This is a genomic window from Janthinobacterium sp. GW456P (genome assembly GCF_002127655.1).
Lineage (GTDB): Bacteria > Pseudomonadota > Gammaproteobacteria > Burkholderiales > Burkholderiaceae_D > Janthinobacterium.
In genome coordinates, this window is the sequence record NZ_NEHB01000019.1 from 62,887 (window position 1) to 86,550 (window position 23,664).

The 23,664-nt window shown below is 65.2% G+C and carries 17 protein-coding genes; 9 read left to right on the top strand and 8 right to left on the bottom strand.

Annotated elements, in window-relative coordinates; all coding sequences use genetic code 11:
* Positions 1–27: 27 nt before the first annotated feature.
* Positions 28–1,398 (bottom strand): nucleotide 5'-monophosphate nucleosidase PpnN, encoded by a 1,371-nt coding sequence (ppnN, locus tag CBW66_RS18140; protein ID WP_086139702.1) that lies wholly within the window; start codon positions 1,396–1,398, stop codon positions 28–30.
* A 310-nt stretch (positions 1,399–1,708) separates the two neighbouring features.
* Here ppnN and CBW66_RS18145 point away from each other — a divergent pair, with 310 nt between their 5' ends.
* The 4 genes from CBW66_RS18145 to CBW66_RS18160 all read left to right on the top strand — a co-directional run bounded on the left by CBW66_RS18145 (position 1,709) and on the right by CBW66_RS18160 (position 6,130).
* Positions 1,709–3,214 carry a peptide MFS transporter gene (locus CBW66_RS18145; RefSeq protein ID WP_086139703.1) on the top strand — a complete coding sequence of 502 codons (1,506 nt, stop codon included), beginning with the start codon at positions 1,709–1,711 and terminating at the stop codon, positions 3,212–3,214.
* A 130-nt stretch (positions 3,215–3,344) separates the two neighbouring features.
* Positions 3,345–4,022 carry a UPF0149 family protein gene (locus CBW66_RS18150; protein ID WP_086139704.1) on the top strand — a complete coding sequence of 226 codons (678 nt, stop codon included), beginning with the start codon at positions 3,345–3,347 and terminating at the stop codon, positions 4,020–4,022.
* Between the two features lie 12 nt (positions 4,023–4,034).
* Entirely contained in the window at positions 4,035–5,729 is a 1,695-nt protein-coding gene (locus CBW66_RS18155) for a hypothetical protein (RefSeq protein WP_086142966.1), read from the top strand.
* 14 nt (positions 5,730–5,743) lie between these two features.
* Positions 5,744–6,130, top strand: coding sequence for a hypothetical protein (locus CBW66_RS18160; protein ID WP_086139706.1), 387 nt, complete (start codon positions 5,744–5,746; stop codon positions 6,128–6,130).
* 9 nt (positions 6,131–6,139) lie between these two features.
* Here the strand turns inward: CBW66_RS18160 and CBW66_RS18165 are convergent, their stop codons facing one another.
* The 4 genes from CBW66_RS18165 to CBW66_RS18180 all read right to left on the bottom strand — a co-directional run bounded on the left by CBW66_RS18165 (position 6,140) and on the right by CBW66_RS18180 (position 10,579).
* Positions 6,140–8,644, bottom strand: coding sequence for a TonB-dependent siderophore receptor (locus tag CBW66_RS18165; RefSeq protein WP_230492290.1), 2,505 nt, complete (start codon positions 8,642–8,644; stop codon positions 6,140–6,142).
* A 94-nt stretch (positions 8,645–8,738) separates the two neighbouring features.
* A complete protein-coding gene (locus CBW66_RS18170; protein WP_230492289.1) occupies positions 8,739–9,740 on the bottom strand; it encodes a FecR domain-containing protein in 1,002 nt (333 codons plus the stop codon).
* Positions 9,733–10,254, bottom strand: a complete 522-nt coding sequence (locus CBW66_RS18175) for a sigma-70 family RNA polymerase sigma factor (RefSeq protein ID WP_086140776.1) — start codon at positions 10,252–10,254, stop codon at positions 9,733–9,735. The genes CBW66_RS18170 and CBW66_RS18175 overlap by 8 nt, the downstream gene beginning before the upstream one ends.
* A gap of 97 nt (positions 10,255–10,351) precedes the next feature.
* Entirely contained in the window at positions 10,352–10,579 is a 228-nt protein-coding gene (locus CBW66_RS18180; RefSeq protein ID WP_086140777.1) for a hypothetical protein, read from the bottom strand.
* A gap of 144 nt (positions 10,580–10,723) precedes the next feature.
* Between CBW66_RS18180 and CBW66_RS18185 the strand changes: the two genes are divergently transcribed.
* Together CBW66_RS18185 and CBW66_RS18190 are read left to right on the top strand one after the other, a co-directional pair.
* Positions 10,724–11,905, top strand: coding sequence for a hypothetical protein (locus CBW66_RS18185; protein WP_086140778.1), 1,182 nt, complete (start codon positions 10,724–10,726; stop codon positions 11,903–11,905).
* Positions 11,898–12,818, top strand: coding sequence for an AAC(3) family N-acetyltransferase (locus tag CBW66_RS18190; protein WP_086140779.1), 921 nt, complete (start codon positions 11,898–11,900; stop codon positions 12,816–12,818). Before CBW66_RS18185 ends, CBW66_RS18190 begins: the two co-directional genes overlap by 8 nt.
* A 9-nt stretch (positions 12,819–12,827) precedes the next feature.
* Here the strand turns inward: CBW66_RS18190 and hepB are convergent, their stop codons facing one another.
* Together hepB and CBW66_RS18200 are read right to left on the bottom strand one after the other, a co-directional pair.
* A complete protein-coding gene (gene hepB / locus CBW66_RS18195; protein WP_086140780.1) occupies positions 12,828–15,716 on the bottom strand; it encodes a heparin/heparin-sulfate lyase HepB in 2,889 nt (962 codons plus the stop codon).
* A 170-nt stretch (positions 15,717–15,886) separates the two neighbouring features.
* Positions 15,887–18,148 carry an OPT family oligopeptide transporter gene (locus CBW66_RS18200; protein ID WP_230492288.1) on the bottom strand — a complete coding sequence of 754 codons (2,262 nt, stop codon included), beginning with the start codon at positions 18,146–18,148 and terminating at the stop codon, positions 15,887–15,889.
* Positions 18,149–18,360: 212 nt separating this feature from the next.
* Here CBW66_RS18200 and CBW66_RS18205 point away from each other — a divergent pair, with 212 nt between their 5' ends.
* Complete coding sequence (locus CBW66_RS18205) at positions 18,361–20,688, top strand: penicillin-binding protein 1A (protein ID WP_230492287.1); 2,328 nt, start codon at positions 18,361–18,363, stop codon at positions 20,686–20,688.
* Between the two features lie 115 nt (positions 20,689–20,803).
* Here the strand turns inward: CBW66_RS18205 and CBW66_RS18210 are convergent, their stop codons facing one another.
* Complete coding sequence (locus CBW66_RS18210) at positions 20,804–21,457, bottom strand: TetR/AcrR family transcriptional regulator (protein WP_230492286.1); 654 nt, start codon at positions 21,455–21,457, stop codon at positions 20,804–20,806.
* A 360-nt stretch (positions 21,458–21,817) separates the two neighbouring features.
* On the opposite strand from CBW66_RS18210, the gene CBW66_RS18215 reads away from it, so the two are divergent.
* Both CBW66_RS18215 and CBW66_RS18220 read left to right on the top strand, forming a co-directional pair.
* The gene (locus CBW66_RS18215; RefSeq protein ID WP_086140784.1) at positions 21,818–22,732 is read left to right on the top strand and encodes a triacylglycerol lipase; all 915 of its coding nucleotides are present in this window, start codon (positions 21,818–21,820) and stop codon (positions 22,730–22,732) included.
* Positions 22,733–22,742: 10 nt separating this feature from the next.
* On the top strand, positions 22,743–23,663 hold the full coding sequence (locus tag CBW66_RS18220; RefSeq protein WP_086140785.1) for a lipase secretion chaperone: 921 nt from the start codon (positions 22,743–22,745) through the stop codon (positions 23,661–23,663).
* Position 23,664: the final 1 nt, after the last annotated feature.

Genomic DNA, 23,664 nt, shown 5'->3' on the forward strand with positions numbered 1-23,664 from the left:
GTCAGGCGGCGCAGCTTGGAAGACGCGTTACTGGACCACGGTATAGCACGGCACGTAGGCCGTACCTGCCAGCTTCATGCGGTGCTGCGCCACGAAGGACGCCAGCAGCGCATCCATGGGGCCGGCGATGGATTTGTCGCCGTGGATCTCGAAGTTGCCATGCTTTTCGATCGAGCGGATGCCGTCGTCCTTGACGTTGCCCGCCACCACGCCCGAGAACGCACGGCGCAGCTGGGCCGCCAGCAAGTGCGTGGGCTGGTTCTTGTGCAGGCTCAGGTTGCGCATGTTGTCATGCGTGGGCTGGAACGGCTTCTGGAACTCGTGGTCGATCTTCAACAGCCAGTTGAAGTAATACGCGTCGCTGTGCGCCTTGCGGAATTCGCGCACCTGGCGTATGCCTTCGAGCATTTCGCGCGCCACCAGTTCCGGGTCGTCGATGATGATCTTGTAGCGCTGCTGCGCTTCCGGCCCCAGCGTGTCGTGGATGAACTGGTTGATCTGCACGAAATATTCGCGCGAGGTTTCCGGGCCCGTGAAGATCAGCGGGAACGGAATCTCGGCGTTGTCCGGGTGCAGCAGGATGCCGAGGATGTACAGAATCTCTTCGGCCGTGCCCGCGCCGCCGGGGAAGACGACGATGCCGTGGCCCGCGCGCACGAACGCTTCCAGGCGCTTTTCGATGTCCGGCATGATGACCAGGTCATTGACGATGGGGTTCGGCGACTCGGCCGCGATGATGCCCGGCTCGGTGATGCCCAGGTAGCGGCCATTGTGCAAACGCTGCTTGGCGTGGCCGATGGTGGCGCCCTTCATGGGGCCCTTCATGGCGCCCGGGCCGCAGCCGGTGCAGATGTCGAGGCCGCGCAAGCCCAGCTGGTAGCCCACTTCCTTCGAATAATTGTATTCGGCGCGGTTGATCGAATGGCCGCCCCAGCAGACGACCAGGTTCGGATTGAGCTGGGTTTGCAGCACGTTGGCGTTGCGCAGGATGTGGAAGACGGCGTCCGTCACGCCTTCCGTGCTCTGCAAGTCGAATTTCGGGTTGCCCGTCACTTCGTCGCTGACGAAAATGATGTCGCGCAGCACGGCAAACAGGTGCTCGTGGATGCCCTTGATCATCTTGCCGTCGACGAAGGCGATGGCTGGCGCGCCCTTGATGTCGAGCTTGATGCCGCGCTCGCGCTGGATGATGGAGATTTCAAACGACTGGTAGCGCTCCAGCAGGGCGCGGCCATCGTCGATGGTGCTGCCGCAATTCAAGACCGCCAGCGCGCAGCGGCGGAAAGTGTTGTACAGGCCGCCCTGGCTGGTGTCGAGCAGTTTGTTGACTTCAGTCTTGGAGAGCACGTCCAGGCGGCCTTCCGGTGAAACCAGAGTATCGATAACGTCGTGTTCCATAATGCGAAAAATCCTTTAAAAATCGATGCTCGAAGGTCTTGCAGCCTCAATATACGACAAGTCAGGCAAGTTGTGCTGTGCCGCCGCAAAATCGTCCGGGGCGCCCTTGCCTGCAAACCGGTTTGAACAATATGAAACAGTCATTCTTGCTAATGCGAATCGAAATCTTCGCTCAGCGCAATTTGTAGATTAGAATGCCAGCCTATTGGAATTCCCGTGCGTGAGGTTCTTCATGAGAGTCCCCGCCGCCCGCAGGCTTCCATAAGTTCGTTGTATCGATTGACTATAATAATTTTTCAGGAGGAACCGCATGAGCGGTGCGACTACGCCCAACAAGGAAGCCGTTATTCCCGAGTTCAAGCAGATTATGGGCCATCCAAGCCCATTGTGGATGTTGTTCATGACTGAATTCTGGGAACGCTTCGCGTTCTACGGAGTTCGCTGGGCGCTGGTACTGTACATCGTGGCCCAGTTCCACGGCGGCGACGGTTCGGGACAGGCAGCGGCCAACCTGACCTACGGTTCCTTCCTCGCGCTGGTGTACGCCGGCGCCCTGTTCGGCGGCTACATCGCCGACCGCGTCATCGGTTACCAGCGCTCGATTCTGCTGGGCGCCATCTTCATGGCCGCCGGCCTGTTCTGTATCTCCGTGCCGAACCAGGACATCTTCAACCTGGGCCTGGCCACCATGATCGTCGGTAACGGCATGTTCAAGCCGAACATCTCGACCATGGTCGGCAAGCTGTACACGACCGCCGATCCGCGCCGCGACAGTGGCTTCACGATCTTCTACATGGGTATCAACATGGGCGCCATGGTTGCGCCCGTCTTCACCCAGTGGCTGGCCGGGTCGATCTTCGGCACCAGCGACATGCCTGCGTACAAGATGGTCTTCATGGCCTCCGGTTTCGGCATGCTGATCAGCCTGGTATGGTTCTTCATCGGCCGCCGCGCCCTGAAGGGCATCGGCGCGCCGGAAGCCGGTGCCGGCAGCCCGATGCGCGTCGTCTGGGTGGCCGTCGGCTCGCTGTGCGTGATCCCGCTGATGTACTTCCTGCTGACCGTCGGCGCTGAAAAGCTGCAAATCGTCCTGACCGTTCTGTTCGTCGGCCTGGCCGTGATGCTGATGATTGAAGGCATCCGCAACGGCAAGGTGGCGCGCGACCGCGTCATCGCCATGCTGCTGATCTTCGTCTTCAACATCCTGTTCTGGATGTTCTTCGAACAGGCGGGCAGCTCGTTTACCTTCCTGGCCGACAAGATCGTCAACCGCGACCTGGGCTTCGCCATCTTCCCGACCGCCTACTTCCAGACCGTCAACTCGGTCGCCATCATCGTCTTCGCACCGATCATCGCCGCCGTCTGGGTCTTCCTGGCGCGCCACAACGTCAACCCTTCGATCCCGCGCAAGTTCGGCCTGGGCTTGCTGGGCAATGCGCTGGCCTTCGGCCTGCTGATCTTCGCTCTGTCGAGCCTCGTTGGCGCCGACAACAAGATACCGTTCTGGACCCTGGCCACCGTCTACATGCTGCAATCGATCGGCGAGCTGTGCCTGTCGCCTATCGGCCTGTCGATGGTCACCAAGCTGGCCCCGGTACGCCTGGTCGGCATGGGCATGGGCGGCTGGTTCCTGTCGACCGGTATCGGCAACAACCTGTCGGGCATCTTCGCCAGCTACGTCAGCGGCGAAAGCGGCATGTCGGTGCAATCGGCCCTGTCCGGCTACACCTTCGGCTTCTGGTCCCTGCTGGGCGCCGGCGTCGTGCTGTTCCTGATCGCACCGCTGATCAACAAGCTGATGCACGGCGTGAAGTAATCGCCTTGTCGTGAATCGGAACGGCGGCCCGCGGGCCGCCGTTTTTCATTCCCGCAGCAGGTTTCTCCTTGGCGGGCGGTACAATACCGCCAGGGCCAGCGGCCATCCTCCTCCACTACTGAAAAAGTCCATGTCCAGCATTTCCACCACCACGCCCCTCTCCGACGACGAATACGCCGAACTCGACACCCTGCTGGCCGCGCCCGCCCTGGCCGGAGCCGCCATGGACGTGTCGATGCTCGAAGGTTTTCTGACCGCCGTCGCCCTGAACCCGAAACAGATCGCAGTTGAGCGATGGCTGCCATGGGTGTGGGACAAGGCGGCCGGCAGCGCCGCGCCCGCACCCGGCGCGGACAGCGAACGGGCGGCCGGCCTGGCGCAACGCCACCACGCTTACATGGTCGAATGGCTGGCGAAGGACCCGGACAGCTTCGAACCCATCTATGTCTGCGGCCCCGAATGGAGCGTGCCCGCCTGGTGCGCCGGTTTTGTGCTGGGCACGAGCCTGGACAAGCCCCAGTGGGCGGCCCTGGCCGTCAGCCATCCTGAGTACCTGGCGCCGTTCCAGCACCTGGCCACGGCCAGCGAACTCGATGACGAGGCGGCCGAAACGGCCATGGATGGCGTGATTCCCGCCGTCATCGCCATCAACGCCGCCTGGGCGCGCCAGCGCCATCTGAAACAAAGCCAGCCCGGCGCCACCGTGCTGCGCGAACTGCCGAAAACGGGCCGCAACGACCCGTGCCACTGCGGCAGCGGCAAGAAGTACAAGAAATGCTGTGCCGACGCCGATAGCGCGGCCGGCTAAGGACGCCGCTCCTTGCGCCAGTTGCTGACGGCCATCCTGCGCTTCCTGCTGCGCCACGCGCTGCAGTTCGCGCTGTTCATCGTCATCCTGCTGGCCGGCCGATCGCTGCTGGCCGAATGGCGCAGCTACAGCGCCGGCAGCGAGGCCGTCGCCGCGCTCAGGCTGGCCGCCGACGGCGCCGATAGGCATGGCGCCAGTCTGGCCGAGACGGCCACGCTGCGCGTCTACGCCCTGCGGCACGCCTCGCACGCGGCCATCGCCGCCCGCCTGACGCAAGTGCAGGCGCAAATGACGGCCTTGCGCGCGCGGCAGCAGCCATCGCTGTTCACCCTTCCCCTGTCCGACCCGAGCACCCTGGCCTTGCATGCGCAGGACGAAGCGGCGCGCCGCGTGGAGATCGAAGTGCTGGCGCAGGAAGCCCGTTACTTGAGCGCCCTGCAGGCGGCAATCGGCGGCGAGGATGCGCGGCAGACGCTGGCGCGCCTGCATGCGCAGCACGTGCAGGCGTATGCGGCACTGCAAGAGAATGTCCGCCAGCGCCAGCTGCTCGAAACGCAGCGTCCCGTGGCGACGCGCCTGCCCGGCAGCGACGCTTACGCGCAGCTGTCGCGTCTCGAAGCCGAGGGCCGGCGCTTGCGCGAGATCAACCTGCAAGCCTACCAGGCCTGGCTGGCGCAGCGCGCCCGCACCGGCAACGCCGCCCGTCCGGGGCCGTTTGCCATCGATGCCACCGCGCTGGCCGGCGCGCTGGCGCCCGTGCAGGCGGCGATTGCGGCCGGAGAAACCCGGCTGGCGCGCAACTGGATCGCCCGCTGGCGCGCTCCCGTCATGGACGTCGTGCCCACGGCCGCCTTGCTGGTGCTGTCGGCCATCCTGCTGCCCGTCGCCATCAAGGCCTTCTTTTACTTCGTGCTGGCGCCCCTGGCCTCGCGCTTGCCGCCGCTGTCCATCGCGCGCGAACTGCAGGTGGCGGGCAGCTCCCTGCCCCTGCCGCCCGATGGCGAATCGCGCATTTCCGCCGTCTCGCAGGCATTGCGGCTCAAACCGGGCCAGCGCATGCTGATCCACCCCGCATACCTGCAATCGTCGCCCGTCGGCACGCGCAAGCGCACGCAGTGGTTGCTGGACTGGCGCTTCCCGCTCACCAGCCTGGCCGCCGGCATGGTGGCGCTGACCCGGCTGGAAGACGACGAGGCGGCCTCCGTGACGATATCGGCCAGCGACGACCCGCTGCTGGAAGTGGCCGTCGTCCACCTGCCCGCCGGCAGCGCCCTCGTGTTCCAGCCACGGGGCCTGGTCGGCCTGGTCTGCGATGAGGGCCAGCCCCTGGCGATAGCTAGCCACTGGCGCCTGGCCAGCCTGCATGCCTGGCTTACCCTGCAGCTGCGCTTCATCGTCTTTCGCGGCCCCGTCACCCTGATCGTGCGCGGCTGCCGCGGCGTGCGCCTGGAACGCGCCGGCCAGGGCCGTTCCATCAGCCAGTCCGCCACCCTGGGTTTCAGCACCGACGTGCTGTACTCGACGCTGCGCAGCGAAACCTTCATCCCGTATTTGCGCGGCCAGCAAGCGTTGCTCAACGACCGCTTCGACGGCGACAAGGGCATCTACCTGTACGAAGAAACCCCGCGCCACGGCAAGCAGCCGGGCAAGGCGGGCAGCTGGTTCGAGGGTTTTACGGACGCCTTATTGAAAGTGTTCGGCATCTAGCCGGAGAAAAAAATATGATGGACGACTTCCTGTTTGCCGATTTTCTCGAGGACCATGCCGCATATGCGGCGGCTGAGGCCTGGTGGCAGGCCCGCCTGGCCTTCCTCGACGGCCTGTGCGCGCCGTATCTGCGCACCGCATTTGCCAACGGCCAGCCATTTTATGATGGCAATCCCATCGTCAACCTGGCGGACCGCCGCGCCGGCAAGGCGGCGCGCATCGTGCAGCAATGCCCGCAGGAGTTCGGCCCCTGCTACACGAGCTTCGGGCAAGCCATCGAGCTGGCCGACGGCGATGGAGGCCATCGCCCGGCGCAGGAAAAGATCATCGTGCTCACGTTGACCGCAGACTCGGCGCAGCGCGCCGAGGATGAACTGCGCGCCTGGTTTACGCCAGCGTAAGGCTGCGCGCTACCACAGATAGCTCACGCGCACGCCGACATTGCGCTGCTCGCCGTAATTGCACGCACGCGCCGAGAAACACGAAGCGACATGGTATTTGTCGAACAGGTTCTTGACCGTCATGCCCACGCTCAGGCCGCGCCAGTCGCTGCGCGCCTGGCCCAGGTCATAGCGCAGCGACAAATCGGCCAGGGTAAAGCCCGGCACCTGGAAGGTATTCTCCCCATCGCCCCAGCTAGCGCCGATGTGGCGCACGCCGGCGCCGGCCGACAGGCCGCGCAGGCTGCCGGCGAAGGCGTAGTCGGCCCAGGCGGACGCCATCTGCCGCGGCACTTCATACGGCGACTTTCCCTGCACGTTCGTGCCCCACATGTCCGGATTCGCCTTCGTCACTTTCAGGGGATTGTAGGTGAAAGACGCCAGCAGTTTCAGCTGGCTGCTGGGCTGCGCCGCCACTTCCAGTTCGATGCCGCGCGAGCGCACTTCGCCCTGCTGGATGGAATAATTCGGGTCGTCCGGATCCGTCGTCAGCACGTTCTGGCGGCGCAGTTCGAATGCGGCGGCGGTCACGGACAGGTGCGCGCCAGGCGCATATTTCACGCCGACCTCCACTTGCCGCGCCGTTTCGGGCTCGAACGGACGGTCGAGACGGTCGGCGCCAGAGACGGGCGAGAACGATTCGCTATAGCTGGCGTAAGGCGCCAGACCATTCTGCGCCAGGTAAGTGATGCCGGCGCGGCCAGTGAAGGCCTTCGGCTTGCGCACGCTCGTCGTCGATGGCGATGCCAGCAGGTTGCGCTGCTCCTGGCGCGTCCAGTCCTGGCGCCCGCCCACGGTGAAAACCCACTGGCGGTAAGCGATGCGGTCTTGCAGGTACAGTCCCAGCTGCCGGTTATGCTCGCGGCGCAGGGCATCGGGCGCCAGCGCCGCCAGGTCCAGCGCGCTGCCATACACGGGGCGGTAGATGTCGATCTGCGGACCGTCGGCGATATACGAGCTGAACGAGGTATCGCTGCGGCTGTAGTCGATGCCGGCTATCACCTCGTGGCGCAGCGCGCCCGTCGTCACGTGGCCCGTCACGCTGGTGTCGAGCGAGTACACGCCGCCCTTGCCGTCGCGCGTATCGATTTCGCGGTTGCTGATCGCATGGTCGATTAAATCGCCATAACGAAACATATACTGTTCATGGTTGTCCGCGTGCAGGTAGCGGAAGTTCTGCCTGATGGTCCAGTCATTATCGAAGGTGTGGCGCGCCGCGTAGCCGACCGAGGCAACCGTGGTTTCCTCATGGTCGAAGCCCGGCTCGCCCAGGAAGCGCGTGAGCGGCAGGCGGCCGTCGGGATTGCTGCCGTTCAGGGCCTCCCATTGCACGTTCGACGACTGCATGGCACGGTTCTTCTGGAAAAAGCCCAGCAAGGTGATGCTGCTGCGCGCGTTCGGCGCCCACGTCAGGCTGGGCGCCAGATAATAGCGGTCGTCCCGCATGTAATCGATCTGCTGGTCCGCCTGGCGCGCCAACCCCACCAGGCGGTACCGCAGGCTGCCATCGCCTGGCAGCGTGCCGCCCACGTCGAGGGCCAGTTGCCGGCGCGCGTAGCTGCCGAGCGACAGTTCGACCTGGTTCAGCTGATCCGCCGTGGGCCGTTTTGCGACGAAATTAACGATGCCGCCCGGCGCATTCTGGCCGTACAGCACCGACGAAGGCCCCTTCAGCACTTCCACGCGCTCGGCGCCATACGGTTCGACGCCGAAGAAGCCCAGGGTCCCCATCGGCATCAGGCGCATGCCATCGAGATAAAACGCGCCCGAAAACTGGCTGAAGCCGCGCACCGCCATGCTGTCGTCGGCTGGATTGGCGCCAGCCGTGTTGCTGCGCAAGCCCGCCGTGTACTGGATGGCGTCGTTCAGGGTGCGCACGCCCTGGTCATCCATGCGGTCGCGCGTGATGACGGACACCGATTGCGGCACTTCCAGCAGGGAAGCGTCGGTCTTGGTGGCGGTACTGGCGCGCCGCGCCACATAGCCGCTGACCTTGCCCCACGGATTTTCCTCTTGCGCCTGCGCGCTGACGGTCACGGGCGCCATCGTCTGCACGCCGTCGTCCGCCGCGCCGGTAGCGGAAGCGGTGGCGGCGCGCAGCGCATAGCCGCCACCGGCCGTGCGCACTGCGGCGAGCCCCGTGCCGGCCAGCGCCCGCGCCAGCGCCTCGTCCACCGTATAACTGCCGCTGACGCCGCCGCTGCGCAGCCCTTGCGTCGCGGCCGAGCCAAAGGCGATCAGCAAGCCCGCTTCACGCCCCAGCCGGTTCAAGGTCGCTTCCAGCGGCCCGGCCGGGATGGCATAGCGACGCAGGGCCTCGGCCTGTCCGGCTGTTTGCGCCAGCGCTGGCGCGCCGGCCAGGCTGGCCAGCGCGCCCAGGCACAGCGCATGCACCAGGTGGGCAAGCGGTGTCATGGCCAGCAGGCCGGCTGTGCGCAAGCGCGTGGAGGGAGGGAATGTGCTGCGATCGTTCATGGCATGCCTTCGTATCATGGATGGGTGGAACGGGCCAAAAACTGGGCCCTCACCTCCCTTGACAAGGCGATGTGCAGAAACAGTCCATGTATTTTCAATCTATTGCCGCGCGCGGCCGCAAGGTGACCCAGTAGCGCGTCAGGTAATGCAGCTCGACGGGCAGGGCGGCGGTCAGTGCCAGCAGCACCTTGTCGGTGTCGGCCAGCGGATAGGCGCCCGATAGCAGCAGATGCGCGAGCGCCGGGTCGCAGCCCAGGTGGCCGCGCCGGTGGCGCGACAGCTCCAGCAAAAAGGCATCAAGGCGCATGTGCGCGGCCACCAGCATGCCGTCCGCCCAGGCACCCGCACCCGCGTCGAGCGCCTGCGCCACGCCCACGCCGTCGCGCGTAAAACTGCCCTCCTCGCCCGCCTGCAGCACGCGTGCCTGGCCCTGCCCCGCCGCTGGCCGCAATTCGACGGCCCCTTCCAGCACGCCGACGTGCACGAAGCCGTCGTGCTGGCGCACGGTGAACTGCGTACCGAGCGCCCGCGCCGTGCCATCGGCAGTTTGCACGAGAAAGGGCCGCCGCTGCGCATCGGGCGCCGTGCGCAGCAGTATCTCGCCGCGCAGCAGCCGCACCGCGCGCAGGCTGGCGTCATAACGGAGTTTGACGGCGCTATCGGTATTGAGCACCAGCGTGCCGCCATCGGGCAGGCGCAAGGTACGCCGCTCGCCCGTGGCCGTGCTGGCGTCGGCATTCCACGCCTGCCAGGCGGGCGACTGGCGCAGCATGGCGGCGCCGCCGCCCGCCACCACCAGCGCCGTCAGCAGGTGCACGGCGCGGCGGCGCGGCGCCGATGCTGGCGCCGCCAGGGCGGCAGCTGCCAGCGGCGACGGAATGCCGGCCAGTTGGCCGCTGACGGCCTCGATGCGCTGCCAGGCCCGTTCGTGCTCGGCATCCTCGGCGCGCCAGCGCTGCCACGCATTGCGCTGTGCGGCAGTGGCGCCGCCACCGTGCAACGCCAGCCACCACTGCACGGCTTGGCGCGCCACGGCGGGCGCCACGCGTGCGGCAGCCTCAGCACCGCCCAGAGGAAGCGGCATCTGTTCATCCATCGTGCTGCTCCGGGAAAAAGCAGCGCAGGGCCGCCCTGGCCAAGTGGCGCTTGACGGTGGAGAGGGAAATGCCCAGTTCGGCGGCCACCTCCTGCTGCCCCATGCCGTCGAGCTGCACCAGCAGGAACGCTTGCCGCGCCAGCGCAGGCAACGCGGCCAGGCGCCGGTCCAGCTCCACCAGCCGTTCGAGAAACATCAAACGCACCTCGGGCGGCGGCGCCACCGGCTCCGGCATCAGGGCCAGGGCGTCGAGGTAGGCTTGCTCGATGGCGCGCCGGCGCACATGGTTGATCAGCAGGTTGCGGGCGATGGTCGTCAGGTACGCGCGCGGCTCCTGCACGCCCTGCATGCCCTGCGGCGCGAGCACGCGCAGGAAGGTGGCCTGTGCCAGGTCGGCCGCGTCGAAGGCGTTGCCCACCTTGCGCTGCAGCCAGCCGCGCAGCCAGCCGTGGTGCTGGCGGTACAGAATGGCGATATCATCGAATGCATGCAGGGAGAGGCGGTCGGCGGACATGGAGCGGCGAGTCTGGCGGCAAGCGCAAAATTAATGAGAATTATTCTCAATTATAGGCAGAAGTGATTACTTCGGCAAGACGCATGCAGCCCGGGCGCTACGCCGCGATCGAATGCGACACTACCAGCCATTCGCCCGGCTGCAGGTCCGCCGCCGCCTCGCGCGTGGCCAGCACGCTGTCCGGATCCAGGTCGGACCGGTTCAGCTTGTAGGAATAGGCGAAATCATCGGCATCGAAGGCCTGCCCCGCCTTGACGTAATACTTGAAGCCGACAAACGCGTCGGGATTGGTGACGACGGTATATTCAAGCGTGACAGTGTTCATGGCGGGCCTCGGCGGCGATAGTGATACGGCCATTATGCGTCAATTCCGGCGGCGGCGACGCGAGGGCCAATCCTTGCGGTAAGTCAATAACCCTGCCGATGGCCGGCGCTACAGTAGTCTGAGCCAACCACCGGATCGACTGCCATGCGCGCCTTGCTCGTGAAAATCAGGAACACACTGACGCCGCAGGCGGGCCTGCCGGCGGCGGCGCGCATGGAGCGGCTGTCGGACCGGCGCGGCCTGCCCGCTTTTGACCCCGGGCCGCAAGCCGTCGTCAAGGCCTGCACGGCCTGGCTATGCGCGGCGCAAGACCATTCCAGCTCCAACGACGGCGGCGTGGCGCGCGACTACAGCCTGCTGACGGGCTGGGCTGGCTCCTACCCGGAGACCACCGGCTACATCATCCCCACCATGATCGCCCTGGCGCAGCGCGCGGAGGACGCGGCACTGCATGCGCGCGCGCGCCGCATGCTCGATTGGTGCGTGGCCATCCAGTTCCCGGAAGGCGGTTTCCAGGGCGGGAAAATCGATTCCACGCCGCGCGTGCCCGTCACCTTCAACACGGGCCAGATCCTGCTTGGCCTGGCGGCCGGCGTGGCGGCCTACGGCGGGGTCTACCAGGACGCCATGCACCGCGCCGCACGGTGGCTGCGCGACAGCCAGGATGCCGACGGCTGCTGGCGCCGCCATCCGACGCCATTTGCCAGCGCCGGCGACAAGGCCTATGAAACGCACGTGGCATGGGGCCTGTTCGAAGCGGACCGCATCGCGCCTGGCCACGGGTATGGCGCGGCCGGCCTGCGCCAGGTCGACTGGGCGTTGACGAAACAGCGTCCCAACGGCTGGTTCGCGTCGAACTGCCTGGATAACCCGCTGCTGCCCCTGACCCACACCATCGGCTACGCCTTGCGCGGCGTGCTCGAAGCGCACCGCTATGCGGCGCGCGACGACCTGCTCGATGCCGCCGCGCGCACCGGCACGAGCGTCGCCAGGGCCGTGGCGGCCGACGGCCATCTGGCGGGGCGCCTCGGTCCCGACTTCCAGCCGGGGGCCGGCTACGCCTGCCTGACAGGATCCGCGCAAAATGCGCACTGCCTGTTCCTGTTGTACCAGCTGACGGGCGAGCGGCACTACCTCGACGCGGCGCGCCGCCTGAACCGCTACGTGCGGCGCGCGGTCAGCATCGACGGTCCCGCGCACGCGCGCGGCGGCGTCAAGGGCTCGTTTCCCGTCGATGGCGACTACGGCACCTGGGCTTACCTGAATTGGGCCGCCAAGTTCTGCATCGATGCCAACCTGCTGGAACTGGAGTTAGGCCATGCTTGACGGGGCCAGGCGCGCCGCCAGGGCCGCGCTGGAAGCATGGCGCCGCGCCGCCGGCGCCCGCAACATACGCCACGGCTCGCGCCACGTGACGCGCGCGGGATTGGCCGCCGATCTGGCGCGGCTCGGCATCGCCCACGGCGATACGCTGTTCGTGCATTCTTCGCTGAAAAGCCTGGGTTATGTGGAAGGCGGCGCGGCGGCCGTGATCGGTGCCTTGCAGGACGCCGTCGGTCCGCACGGCACCTTGCTGCTGCCCACCTACTATCTGCCCGGCGGGACCGTGCGCGCCACCTGCGACATGAAAGACTATGTGTTCGACCCGCGCCGCCATGGCACGCACATGGGGCGCCTGCCGGAAGCCTTCCTCGCCAGCGCCGGTGTCCGGCGCAGCATCCATCCCACCCACTCGGTGTCCGCGTGGGGCCGCCATGCCGATACTCTCACCGAGGCGCATCACCGCGCGCCGTCGATCTTCGGCATGGATTCGCCCTGGCAGCGCTTCATCGTCTGCGAGCAGGCCAAGGTGCTGGGCCTGGGCATTTCCATGGGGCCGGTGACGTTCTATCACGCGCTGGAAGACGCCATGGGCGACGCCTTTCCCGTCCCCGTGTGGGAAAAGACGACGACACTGCTGGCTTGCCTGGACCACGCGGGCCGGCGCTGGGACGTGCCCGTGCGCCCCTTCGACCAGGCAGTGGCGCAGCGCCGCATCGACCATCCCGGCCGCGGCGACCTGCGCGCGTACTTTCAGCGGGAATTCGACGCCGCCGGCCTGCGCGTCAACGGGCACGTGGGCGATGCGGCGTCGTGGTGCATACCGGCGCAGGCATTTTATGACCACCTGCGCCGGCTGGCGTCGGAAAACGTGACGATCTACGCCAGCGCTGCGCAACTGGCGGCGCGGCCCGTCTAGCCTTGCCTTTTACGGCACGGCCGGTGACGCTGGCAATGCCGCCGCCGCGCGCCCGGTGCCACTTGCGCTGCGCTGCAGGTCGTACACACCGCCGCCATTGGCGACAAAATACAAGGCACCGCCGTCGTCACTCACCTCATCCTCGATGGGGCCGCCCGTACCGCGCTTGCGGACAGTCCAGCTTCCCGCCTGCAAATCCGTCACCAGCACCTGCATGGACGCGCTTTGTGCCGGCAACTCGATGGTGACGGTCCCGCCTAGTGGCAAGCCGCTCCTGGAAAACAGCACCACGCGGTCCTTGATTTTCACGCCGGCCAGCAGCGGCGAAGCGATGGCCGTCGTTTGCAGCGCAGGCAGCGCGCTGCTGGCATCCATCACCTGCATCACATTCAGGAACAAATCCGTTTCGTTCCCCGTCGGCGGCGACACTTCCAGCCGCCAGGCGCCCGCTTCCTCGGTCGAATAGTCCGCTTCAGGCTGGATAGGATAGTTGATGCCGCCGACGCTGAATTCATTGCCACTGCCGCCCACCTTGGCCAGCAAGGCATTCGTTGGCAACACGGTGCGGTTGATCAGCTTGCCGTTGTACTGCAAGGTACTGTTGTAGTCCCAGTCCGTACGCTGGATGACCACCGTGTCGCCGCTGATTTCCGGCTCGGACTGGCTGTGCAACAGCCAGGTCTTCTTGAACCCCGCGTCGCTGGCGCTGACCTTGTCGAACACGATCAGGGCGGCCGGGTAATTCGCATCCTTGAGGTTCAAGAACACGAACGAGCGCTGAAACTGGCGTACCTTGCTGCTGTAGGCCGCCGTCAGGTCGCCCTTGATGTAGCTGAAGTCCGGCGCCTGCACCTGGGGGCCGGACTGGTGCCGGAGGACAGTGGCCACCTTGTAGCCGTTGGCCAGTTCCGCCAGACTGCGCGGCTCCTCGCCCGGGAAACGCTGGCCGCCGTCATTGGCATAGCCGTCAAAATTCTCGCCCGGGTCATACACCAGCATGGTGTTGTGCGCGATGCTGCGCTTGTGATAATTCATGTCGTGCGCGCTGCCGTATTCCAACGGAATGGCGGGATCGGTCACATCCCTGCCGCTGTAAATACCCGAATCGATGGCCAGCCCGCCCTTGTAGTAAATCTGGAAATGCCCGGCGTCATAATGCTCGTGGTTGCCGAACCAGTCGCCGCCGAGCTTCATCGTCGCCACGACATTGCCCGACTCGACATGTATGCCATCGGTCCAGCCCGTGCGGGCGATCATCAAGCCGGCGGGATCAGGGAAATATTTACTCAAGGGCAACGCCACCGGGCTGGGCGTGCTGTCCATGCCTGTATTGCCAAGCAAAATAGGCCAGATGCTGTCCTTGGGATGGATAAAACTGGTCGACTGCTGCAGCGACTGCTTCAAATACTCATGCTTCAAGGTGGGATTGTTATAGTAGGTCGCGGGCAACATGAAGGCCAGCGGTTCGCTCCAGTACTGCCTGCTGTTGGTGTAGGAGGAATGATAGACGTCGCCATCACGCATCCATTGCCCGTCGGGGCGCCGCGTGTAGAGCCAATGATACGGCGTCATCTGCTGCACGGAATCGAACACGGGGGCGGCGCCCATGCGCCGGAACAGCCAGGCGGCGTACATGTCCGACAGAAAACGCACCGTGCCGTAGGACGCGCCCTGGTGATAGGCTTGCGCCGCGTAGGCGTAGTTACGCGGCGCGATATAGTCGGCAAAGAAGCGGCCGGCAACGATGTTGTAGACCAGCGGCGCCTCGTCATAAAAGGCGATCGCGGCGGACAATTGGTCGCGCAACAGCTGGTTGTCGCTGCCATGGCCCACGACGGCGCCTTGCCGCGAGGGCGGAAAGCCGATCTCCATCGTGGCCGCAATCTGCGTAAAGCGCGTGACCACATAGGCGCGCTGCTGCGTGCTCATCAGAGGAAAGCACCAGTCATACACCATGGCGCTGGCCAGGATGATATCGCCCTTTTCGTTTGGATAGTGATAGCCAGGCGAAAAGCGCACGGCCTCCAGGTAATCGAGCAGCATCTGCACGGCTTCCCTGCCCCGCTGCGCCGACGCCGGCGCGCCACTGCGTTCGTACAGGAGAAAGGACAGCGCCTTCGCCTTGATGCTGCTCACCACATCGGTCTGGTGGTTCGTCATGGCGGGGCCGCCGGGCACGAACGGGGGCAGCGCCTGCAGCGCGACCACGGCCGGCCTCTGGATAAAGCCATTCAGGACGGCGCGGTGCGGCGCCATCTCGGCCGCATTCGACTCGAAACGGCTGCGTATCGCAGGCAGATCGCCCGCCCGGGCAAACAGACGCGGATGCTCGCCTGGCGGCGGCAGCACGGTGGGCAGCGGGTACGCGCCATAGCCCGGAGGGACGAAATCGGCGAGCGCCGTCACCAGCAGGCAATCGATGCCCACGCCGCCCTCGCGGTACTTGAGCTTCAGTTCGCGTTCGCCGGCGGCCAGCCAGCGGGTGACGGGTACCCAGGTCCACTGCGCGGCCTGGCCGGTGATGAACGGCACGGAGACGCTGGCATAGGCGCCATTGTCGAGCGCCAGGTACAGCGATGCGACGTCCGCCGCCGGCGCCAGCACGCGCAACCAGACCGTATAGCTGCCGTCGCGGGGCACGGCCACCGTGTACGACAACTCGGCCGCCGCACCCGGCGTATCGGCGCGCGCCAGGTCCGACGGCGTGGACAGGTAGCTGCCGCCGGAAATGACATTGCTGCCAAGATACTCTTGCGTCCAGGGACCGCCCGGCACCCCGGCTTCCGCCTCGAACATGGCTTCGACGGGAAATGACGCCGCATGCAGGGCGGAACTGGTCGCCAGCAAGGCGACATGGATAAAACCTTGTAACTTGTGACGGCATCGCAGCTTGAACATGGATGGAACTCCTGTTTATTGCATTTTAAATATCATCAACAATACACCATCCTGAGCCCGCTTGATTTCATTTTTATAACAAATACTGGCTGCAGCAGCCTGCACGGCGCAAAAAAAACCGCCAGGTATCACCCGGGCGGTTTTGGCTGGCAATGCAGGCCGGTCGCGCGCTAGGCTTGCGGCACCTTCTTCTCGCGCGCCACGACGTACAGCAGCACGATGATGGCCGCATACGGCAGCAGCGACAGCGCGTCCGAATGCAGGCCCGCGTAGAACGGGTTGCCGTGCTCGGCCCAGTCGGCCATCATCTGGTCGAAGTGCGTCAGCACGCCGGCCGTGATGGCGATGATGATGCCGGCCAGCGCGCCGCCGGCGATGTAGCCGGACGCCAGCAGCACGCCCGAGCTGCGGTCGCCCGCCAGCTGGCGCTCTTCTTCATTGAGCTTGGCGTTGTGTTCCAGCTGGTTGTTGCGGCGGTCTGCCAGCCAACGCACCAGGCCGCCGACGAAGATCGGCAAGGTGGACGACAGCGGCAGGTACACGCCCACCGAAAACGCCAGCGACGGGATGCCGGCCATTTCCAGCACCACGGCGATCATCACGCCGAACAGCACCAGGGTCCACGGCAGCTGCTGGTCGAGGATGCCCTTGATGATGTAGGACATCAGCACGGCCTTCGGCGCATCGTATTTCTTCACTTCCGAACCGTCCGGACGCTTGTTGTACTGGCCATTGATGCCCGGATCGACCAGGTAGGCGAGTTGCCCATCTTCCTTCACAAAATATTTGCCGGCCGGGCCGCCCACGGTATCGATCTTTTGCCAGACTTTATACGTATTGTGGTCGGTGTCGGCTTGCGGGCCATGCAGCTCGCCCGTCACCGTCAGCTTCGACGCATCGACCGTCAGGCCCGGCGCCACTTGCGCGGCCGGCACGTAGACGGTGCTCGCCTCGTTCAGTTTCAGCAAAATCGGGCCGAGGATCAGCGCGGACGACAGCGCGCCCGCCAAAATCGCGTACTGCTGCAGACGCGGCGTGGCGCCCACCAGGTAGCCGGTTTTCAAGTCTTGCGAGGTGGTGCCCGCATTGCTGGCGGCGATGCAGACGATGGCGCCCACCGACAGGGCCGTCACATAGTAACGCCCGCCCGTCCAGCCCATGATCAGGAAGATCAGGCAGGTAAACAGCAAGGTGGCCACGGCCATGCCGGAGATCGGGTTCGACGAGGAACCGATTTCGCCCGTCAGGCGCGACGAGACGGTGGCGAACAGGAAGCCGAAGACGAGGATCAGCAGCGCGCCAAGGAAATTCATGTGCAGCGGCGTGGCGAAGGTGATCACGGCGATGATGGACAGGCAGCCGATGACGACCCATTTCAGGGGGATATCCTGGTCCGTGCGCAGGGTGGAATCGGTCTTGACGCCCTTGCCGATGCCTTTCAGGCCGGCCGACAGGCTGCGCCAGATCATCGGCATGGCGCGCACCAGCGAAATCAGGCCGCCGGCGGCCACGGCGCCCGCGCCGATGTACAGCACGTAGGCGCTGCGCACGTCGTCCGCGCCCATTTCGCTGATCAACTTGGTGCCCGGAGACAGCACGGTGGTCAGGCTGTCGCCGAAGAACTTGATCATCGGGATCAGCAGCAAATACGACAGCACGCCGCCGGCCGCCATGGTGGCGGCGATGCGCGGGCCGATGATGTAGCCCACGCCCAGCAATTCAGGCGAAATCTCGGCGCCAATGGAGCCGCCCTTGAGCGGCGCGGCAAATTCCACGCCCGGCGTATCCTTCCAGCCCTTGAACGAGATATTGAATACCTTGTACAGCAAGCCGACGGCGAAACCGCCGAAGATGATCTTGGCGCGGCGCTTGGCGTCCAGCGCGGCAGCCGAATCCTTCTCGATGCTTTCGCCGGCGGCGATGCGCGATTCTTCCGTGGCGGCCGCCTTGAGCACTTCCGCGCAGGCCGTGCCTTCGGGGAATTTGAGTTCCTTGTGCTGGTCGACGATCATGGTGCGGCGCATGGGGATCATCATCAGGATGCCCAGCAGGCCGCCGAGGATACCGACCAGCATGACTCTAGAGATTTCCAGGTCGAAGCCGAGGATCAAAATGGCCGGCATGGTCACGCCCAGGCCGAAGGCCAGCGATTCGCCGGCCGAACCGGCCGTCTGCGTGATGCTGTTTTCCAGGATCGACGAATCCTTGCCGCCCACCTTCTTGGCCAGGCCGAACAGGGTGATGGCGATCACGGCGACGGGAATCGAGGCGCTGACGGTCAGGCCCACCTTCAGCACCAGGTACAGCGAGGAGGCGCCAAAGACCATTCCCAGGATGACGCCCATGAACAGCGCGCGGAAGGTCATCTCGGGCAGTTTCGCATCGGCCGGAATATACGGCTTCACGGCGCCCGGCATTGCATCTTTTGCCATAAATAAATCCTTAATCTTTTAAAATAAACAGCCCGGATTGACGCCCGGGCTATTTGCTTGAAGCCGAGACTATCGCACAGCCGCGTTTCGATGAAAAGGTTTTTTGCTCCCGCTGCCGGAGGCCGACCCCGCCGCCCTGCCCGCACGGGAAGCGCCGCAGCATTGGTCTATAATCGCTGCCACCGTGCCTTGCACGCTCACGCGAGACTGCCTTGACTGCCAAACGATCCGGATTCCCCTGGCCTTCCCGCCGCGCCACCGTGCGCGGCTTCATCATCGCCGGCTGCGCCGCGCTGGCCGCCGCCATCCTGCTGGCCGCCTACCTGTTCCTGGTCGTGCGCCCCCGCCTGCCCGAACTGGGCGTCATCACGGACTACCAGCCGAAGATCCCGCTGCGCGTGTACACGGCCGACAATGTGCTGATCGGCGAATTCGGCGAGGAGCACCGCGACTTCGTGCCGATTGCGCAAGTGCCGGAAATGATGAAGAAAGCCTTGCTGGCCATCGAGGACAGCCGCTTCTACGAACACCACGGCATCGACTTCGTGCGCGCCGGCGGCGCCGTGCTGTCGAACCTGCGCCATGGCTTCGGCCACGGCGGCGGCTCCACCATCACCATGCAGGTGGCGCGCAACTTCTTCCTGACGCGCGAAAAAGTCGCCTCGCGCAAGCTCAATGAAATCATGCTGGCCCTGAAGATCGAGGCAGCCCTGTCGAAAGAGCAGATTCTCGAGCTGTACATGAACCAGATGTACCTGGGCCAGCGCTCGTTCGGCTTCGCCAGCGCGGCGCAGACGTATTTCGGCAAGCCGCTGAACGAATTGTCGATCGCGGAAATGGCCATGCTGGCCGGCCTGCCGCAAAATCCCTCGCGCCACAACCCGATCAGCAATCCGAAAAAGGCGCACGCGCGCCAGCAGCTGGTCTTGAAACGCATGCGCGAACTCGATTACATCAGCGAAGGCCAGTACCGGCAGGCGCTGGCGCAGCCGCTGCATATCAATACGCGCGGCAAGCAGGGTTTCGACACGCACGCCGAATACGTGGCCGAACTGGCGCGCCAGGCCGTGTATGCGCAATTCAAGGAAGACAGCTACACCAAGGGCATCAGCGTCTATACGACGATCCTGAAAGCGGACCAGGACGCGGCCTACGCCTCGACGCGCCGCAATGTCATCGCCTACGACCAGCGCCACGGCTACCGCGGCCCGGAAACCTTCATCGACATGCCGGCCGACCCCGAGCAGCGCGACGACGCCATCGATGCTGCGCTGCAAAAACGCCCGGACAGCGACGGCCTGGTCGCCGCCGTCGTCACGGAAGTAGCCAGCGGCAAGGTGGTGGCCGACACGGGCGACGGCGACGCCAAGGCCATCACGGGCGAGGGCTTGCGCTTTGCCGCCCCGGCCCTGTCCGCCAAGGCCAGCGCCGGCATCAGGCTGCGCCCGGGCGCCGTGATCCGCATCAGCCAGGATGCCAAGGGCAACTGGGCCATCACGCAAGTGCCGCTGGTCGCCGCCGCCTTCGTCTCGCTCGACGCGGACACGGGCGCCTACCACGCCATGGTGGGCGGCTTCGACTACAACCTGCAAAAGTTCAACCACGTCACGCAGGCCTGGCGCCAGCCCGGTTCGGCCATGAAACCCTTCGTGTATTCGGCGGCGCTGGAAAAAGGCTTTTCGCCGGCCACCCTGATCAACGACGTGCCACTGGAAATGCAGGCGGGCGGCAAGGTGTGGGCGCCGCAGAATGACGACTTCAAGTTCGACGGCCCCATCACCATGCGCTATGCGCTGGCGCAGTCGAAGAACGTGGCCTCGGTGCGCATCCTGCGCGCGCTGGGCGTGTCGTACACGCACGACTTCCTGGAGAAATTCGGTTTCGATCCAAAGCGCCAGCCCAGCAATCTGACCATGGCGCTGGGCACGGGTTCCGTCACGCCCGTGCAGATGGCGGGCGCCTACGCCCTGTTCGCCAATGGCGGCCACCAGGTGGAACCATACCTGATCGACCGCATCGTCGACGCCAGGGGCACTGTACTGATGCAAACCAGGCCGCCCGCACCGAACGACGACAAGACCCTGGCGCTGGACCCGCGCAATGCCTTCGTGATGGACAGCATGCTGCGCGAAGTGGCCCGCACGGGCACGGGCGCGGCGGCGACGAAAAAACTGGGCCGCAGCGACATCGCCGGCAAGACCGGTACCACCAGCGACGCCGTCGACGGCTGGTTCGCCGGCTACAGCGGCGGCATCGTGGCGGTGGCGTGGATGGGCTACGACGAACCCAAATCGCTGGGCGGACGCGAATTCGGTTCGACCCTGGCCATGCCGATCTGGATCGACTACATGCGCACGGCGCTCTCCACGCGCCCGCAAATCACGCGCGCCGTGCCGGCGGGTCTGAGCCAGGTCGATGGCGAATGGCTGTACGATGAATTCATCGACATGAATGGCATCCGGACGCTGGACATGGAGGCGGAGACGCCGACGGATCCGGCAGCGCTGCCGGAGACGCTGCCGTTGGAAACGACGAACTGACGCAGGTAGCTTGTCGGATTACGCTACGCTAATCCGACCTACCTCTTACCGCATCAATCACCAGTCGCAGGTCGGGTCAGGCGGGACGGCATAAGCCGACAAGTGCCGCCGAGGTTTACACAGCGGTCATGCTCAAATACCCGCGCACCGTACTGACCACGCTGTCGGCGAAATCGTCGACATGGACCTTCGCCGCGCGGTACTTCCAGCGTTTCACGTACCAGTCCTGGAACAGGGCCAGGCAGTGGGCGGCCAGCAAGGTGGGATCGCCCTGCGGCTTCGGTTCGATTTCGGCGATGGTGGCGGCGATCAGGGTCTGCACATACAGTTCCGAATTCTTCGCCATGCTGCGCTGCTCCACCTGCAGGACGCGCGAATCCATGAAGACGAAATAAAACCACGGCTGCAGCACTTCGGACAGGTAGATCGACGAGCGTATCATCGCCTCCAGGCGGTCCAGCGGCGACTTCACGTCAACGAACAGCAGCGGCAAGGCTTGCGTGGCGTGGCGCACCACGTCCTCGATCATTTCGGCCAGTTGATCCTTGCTGGTGATGTAGCCATACAGGCCCCCCATCGACAGCCCCGTTTCGCGGCACAGGTCGCGCAAGCTCATGGCGCGGAAACCCACGTCATTGGCCAGGCGGAAGGTGGCGACAAAGATGCGTTCGAGATTTTCCAGCGCCGGCTTGCGGCGTTTGACGCCGATGCGCTCCGCGTGGCGGTCAAGAATATATTCCCAGATGTTTTCGCCATTCAAAGGCGTCATCTGCTGAAACTGTTCAAAATTAAAATGGGTCGACAAGTGCATTCCCAAGTAACGGTGTATGAGCAATGTAAGACAGCACCTGGGCGGCGCTGCAAGACGGCGGGACGGCGGATGCGGGGCCGATTATAGCTCAGGAAAACAACTATTTGACTTTTCAACTATGCAATGGGCCATACGCAACGCCAAATGCGCACAGTTATTGCGCTGCATCATGTAATTCAAATGCAATTTCAATCCAGCGGTGCTACATTCAAAAAACCGAGCGCTCGCTATATTTAATGCATCGATAGAATGTAAAGGAGCTTCCGGTTCATCGCTACAGCATCGACATTTCCATCTTATTCAAATAACGGAGACAAAATGAAGACTCGCTTCTGGCAACTGCTATCCACCCTGCTGCTTACCCTCGCCATCCTGCCCGGCAGCGCCGGCGCCGCCGGCTACACGCAAACGAAGTACCCGATCGTGCTCGTGCACGGCCTGTTCGGCTTCGACAAACTGGGCCCCGTCGACTATTTTTATGGCGTGTCCGACGCCCTGCGCAGCGGCGGCGCGCAAGTGTATGTGACCACCGTCTCGGCCGCCAACAGCACCGAAGTGCGCGGCGAGCAGCTGCTGTCGCAGGTGCGGCAAATCCTCGCCGCCACGGGGGCCGCGAAGGTCAATTTGATCGGCCACAGCCACGGCGGCCCCACGGCCCGCTATGTCGCTTCCGTGCGGCCCGACCTGGTGGCCTCCGTCACCAGCGTGGCCGGCGTCAACAAGGGTTCCAAGGTGGCCGATATCCTCAGCGGCGCCATTCCCAACACCAGCGGCGCGCTGGGCAATGCGCTCGCCTCGCTGATCGGCATTTTGTCGGGCAACAAGGGTTTGCCGCAAAACGCGGGCGCCTCGCTCGCCTCGCTGTCCACGGCCGGTTCGCTGGCCTTCAACAGCCGCCACCCGCAAGGCGTACCGACCTCGGCCTGCGGCGAAGGCGCCTATCAGGTGCAGGGCGTGCACTACTTTTCGTGGAGCGGCGCGCAGCCGTACACGAATGTGCTCGACGTGGGCGATCCGGCGCTGGCGGCCATCAGCCTGGCCTTCGGCGGCGCGAAGAACGATGGCCTGGTCAGCAGCTGCTCCAGCCACCTGGGCAAGGTGATCCGCGACGACTACGCCATGAACCACCTCGATGAAGTCAACCAGTTCGTCGGCATCGTCAACCTGTTCGAGACCAACCCCGTCACCGTCTTCCGCCAGCAGGCCAACCGCCTGCAAGGCCTGGGACTGTAAGGAGAAGCGCATGCACGCGAGATGGCTCATCGGCGGCAGCCTGGCGGTCCTGATCCTGTACCTGGCATTGCGGCCGGGCGAACCGCCCGCCCCGCCGCCGGAGAAGGCGGAACCGGACCTGTTCGCGTTCGTGCGCTCGATGGAAGGCACGCGGCCCGACGGCAACGTAACGGCGGCCGCCGGCGACAAGCTGGTGGTCGATGCGGAACTGGGCCACCTGTTCGACTACTACCTGGCGGGCCTCGGTGAAAAGCCGCTGGCCGCCATCCGCAGCCAGATCGAGGCGGAACTGGACCGGCTCCTGGCGCCCGTCCCCGCCCGCGAAGCGAAGCGCCTGCTGGGTGCCTATCTGGCCTACAAGCAGGCGCTGGCCGGTGCGGAACAAGCCTTGCCGGCGCAAGCCGATCCCGCCGTGGCGGCGCGCGCGCGCCTGCAAGCGATGCGCGCCCTGCGCGGCAATTATTTTACGCCCGAGGAAAGCGCGGGCCTGTTCGGCGCCAGCGATGCGTATGACGACGATGCCGTGGCGCGCATGGCGATCCTCGGCGACACCACGCTCGACGAGGCCCAGCGCCAGGCGCAACTGACGGCGCTGGACCGGAAAATGTCACCGGCCCAGCGCGCCGCGCGCGACGCGCCGCTGCAGGTGGCCAGGCTGGATGAATCGGTGAAGGCGTTGCGGGCCAAGGGCGGCGGCGAAAATGAAGTCTACCGCCTGCGCGCGGGCACCTTCACGCCGGCGGCGGCGGCGCGCCTGGCGGAACTGGACCGCGAGGAATCGCAGTGGCAGCAGCGCATCATCGCGTATCGGGCGCAGAAGGCGCAGCAGGCCAGCCTGCCCGGCGGCGCGCAGGATGCGGCAGCCCTGCAGCAGTTGCGCGACGCCAGTTTCACGCCGGATGAACAGCGCCGGCTGGGTGCCTACGAATAGC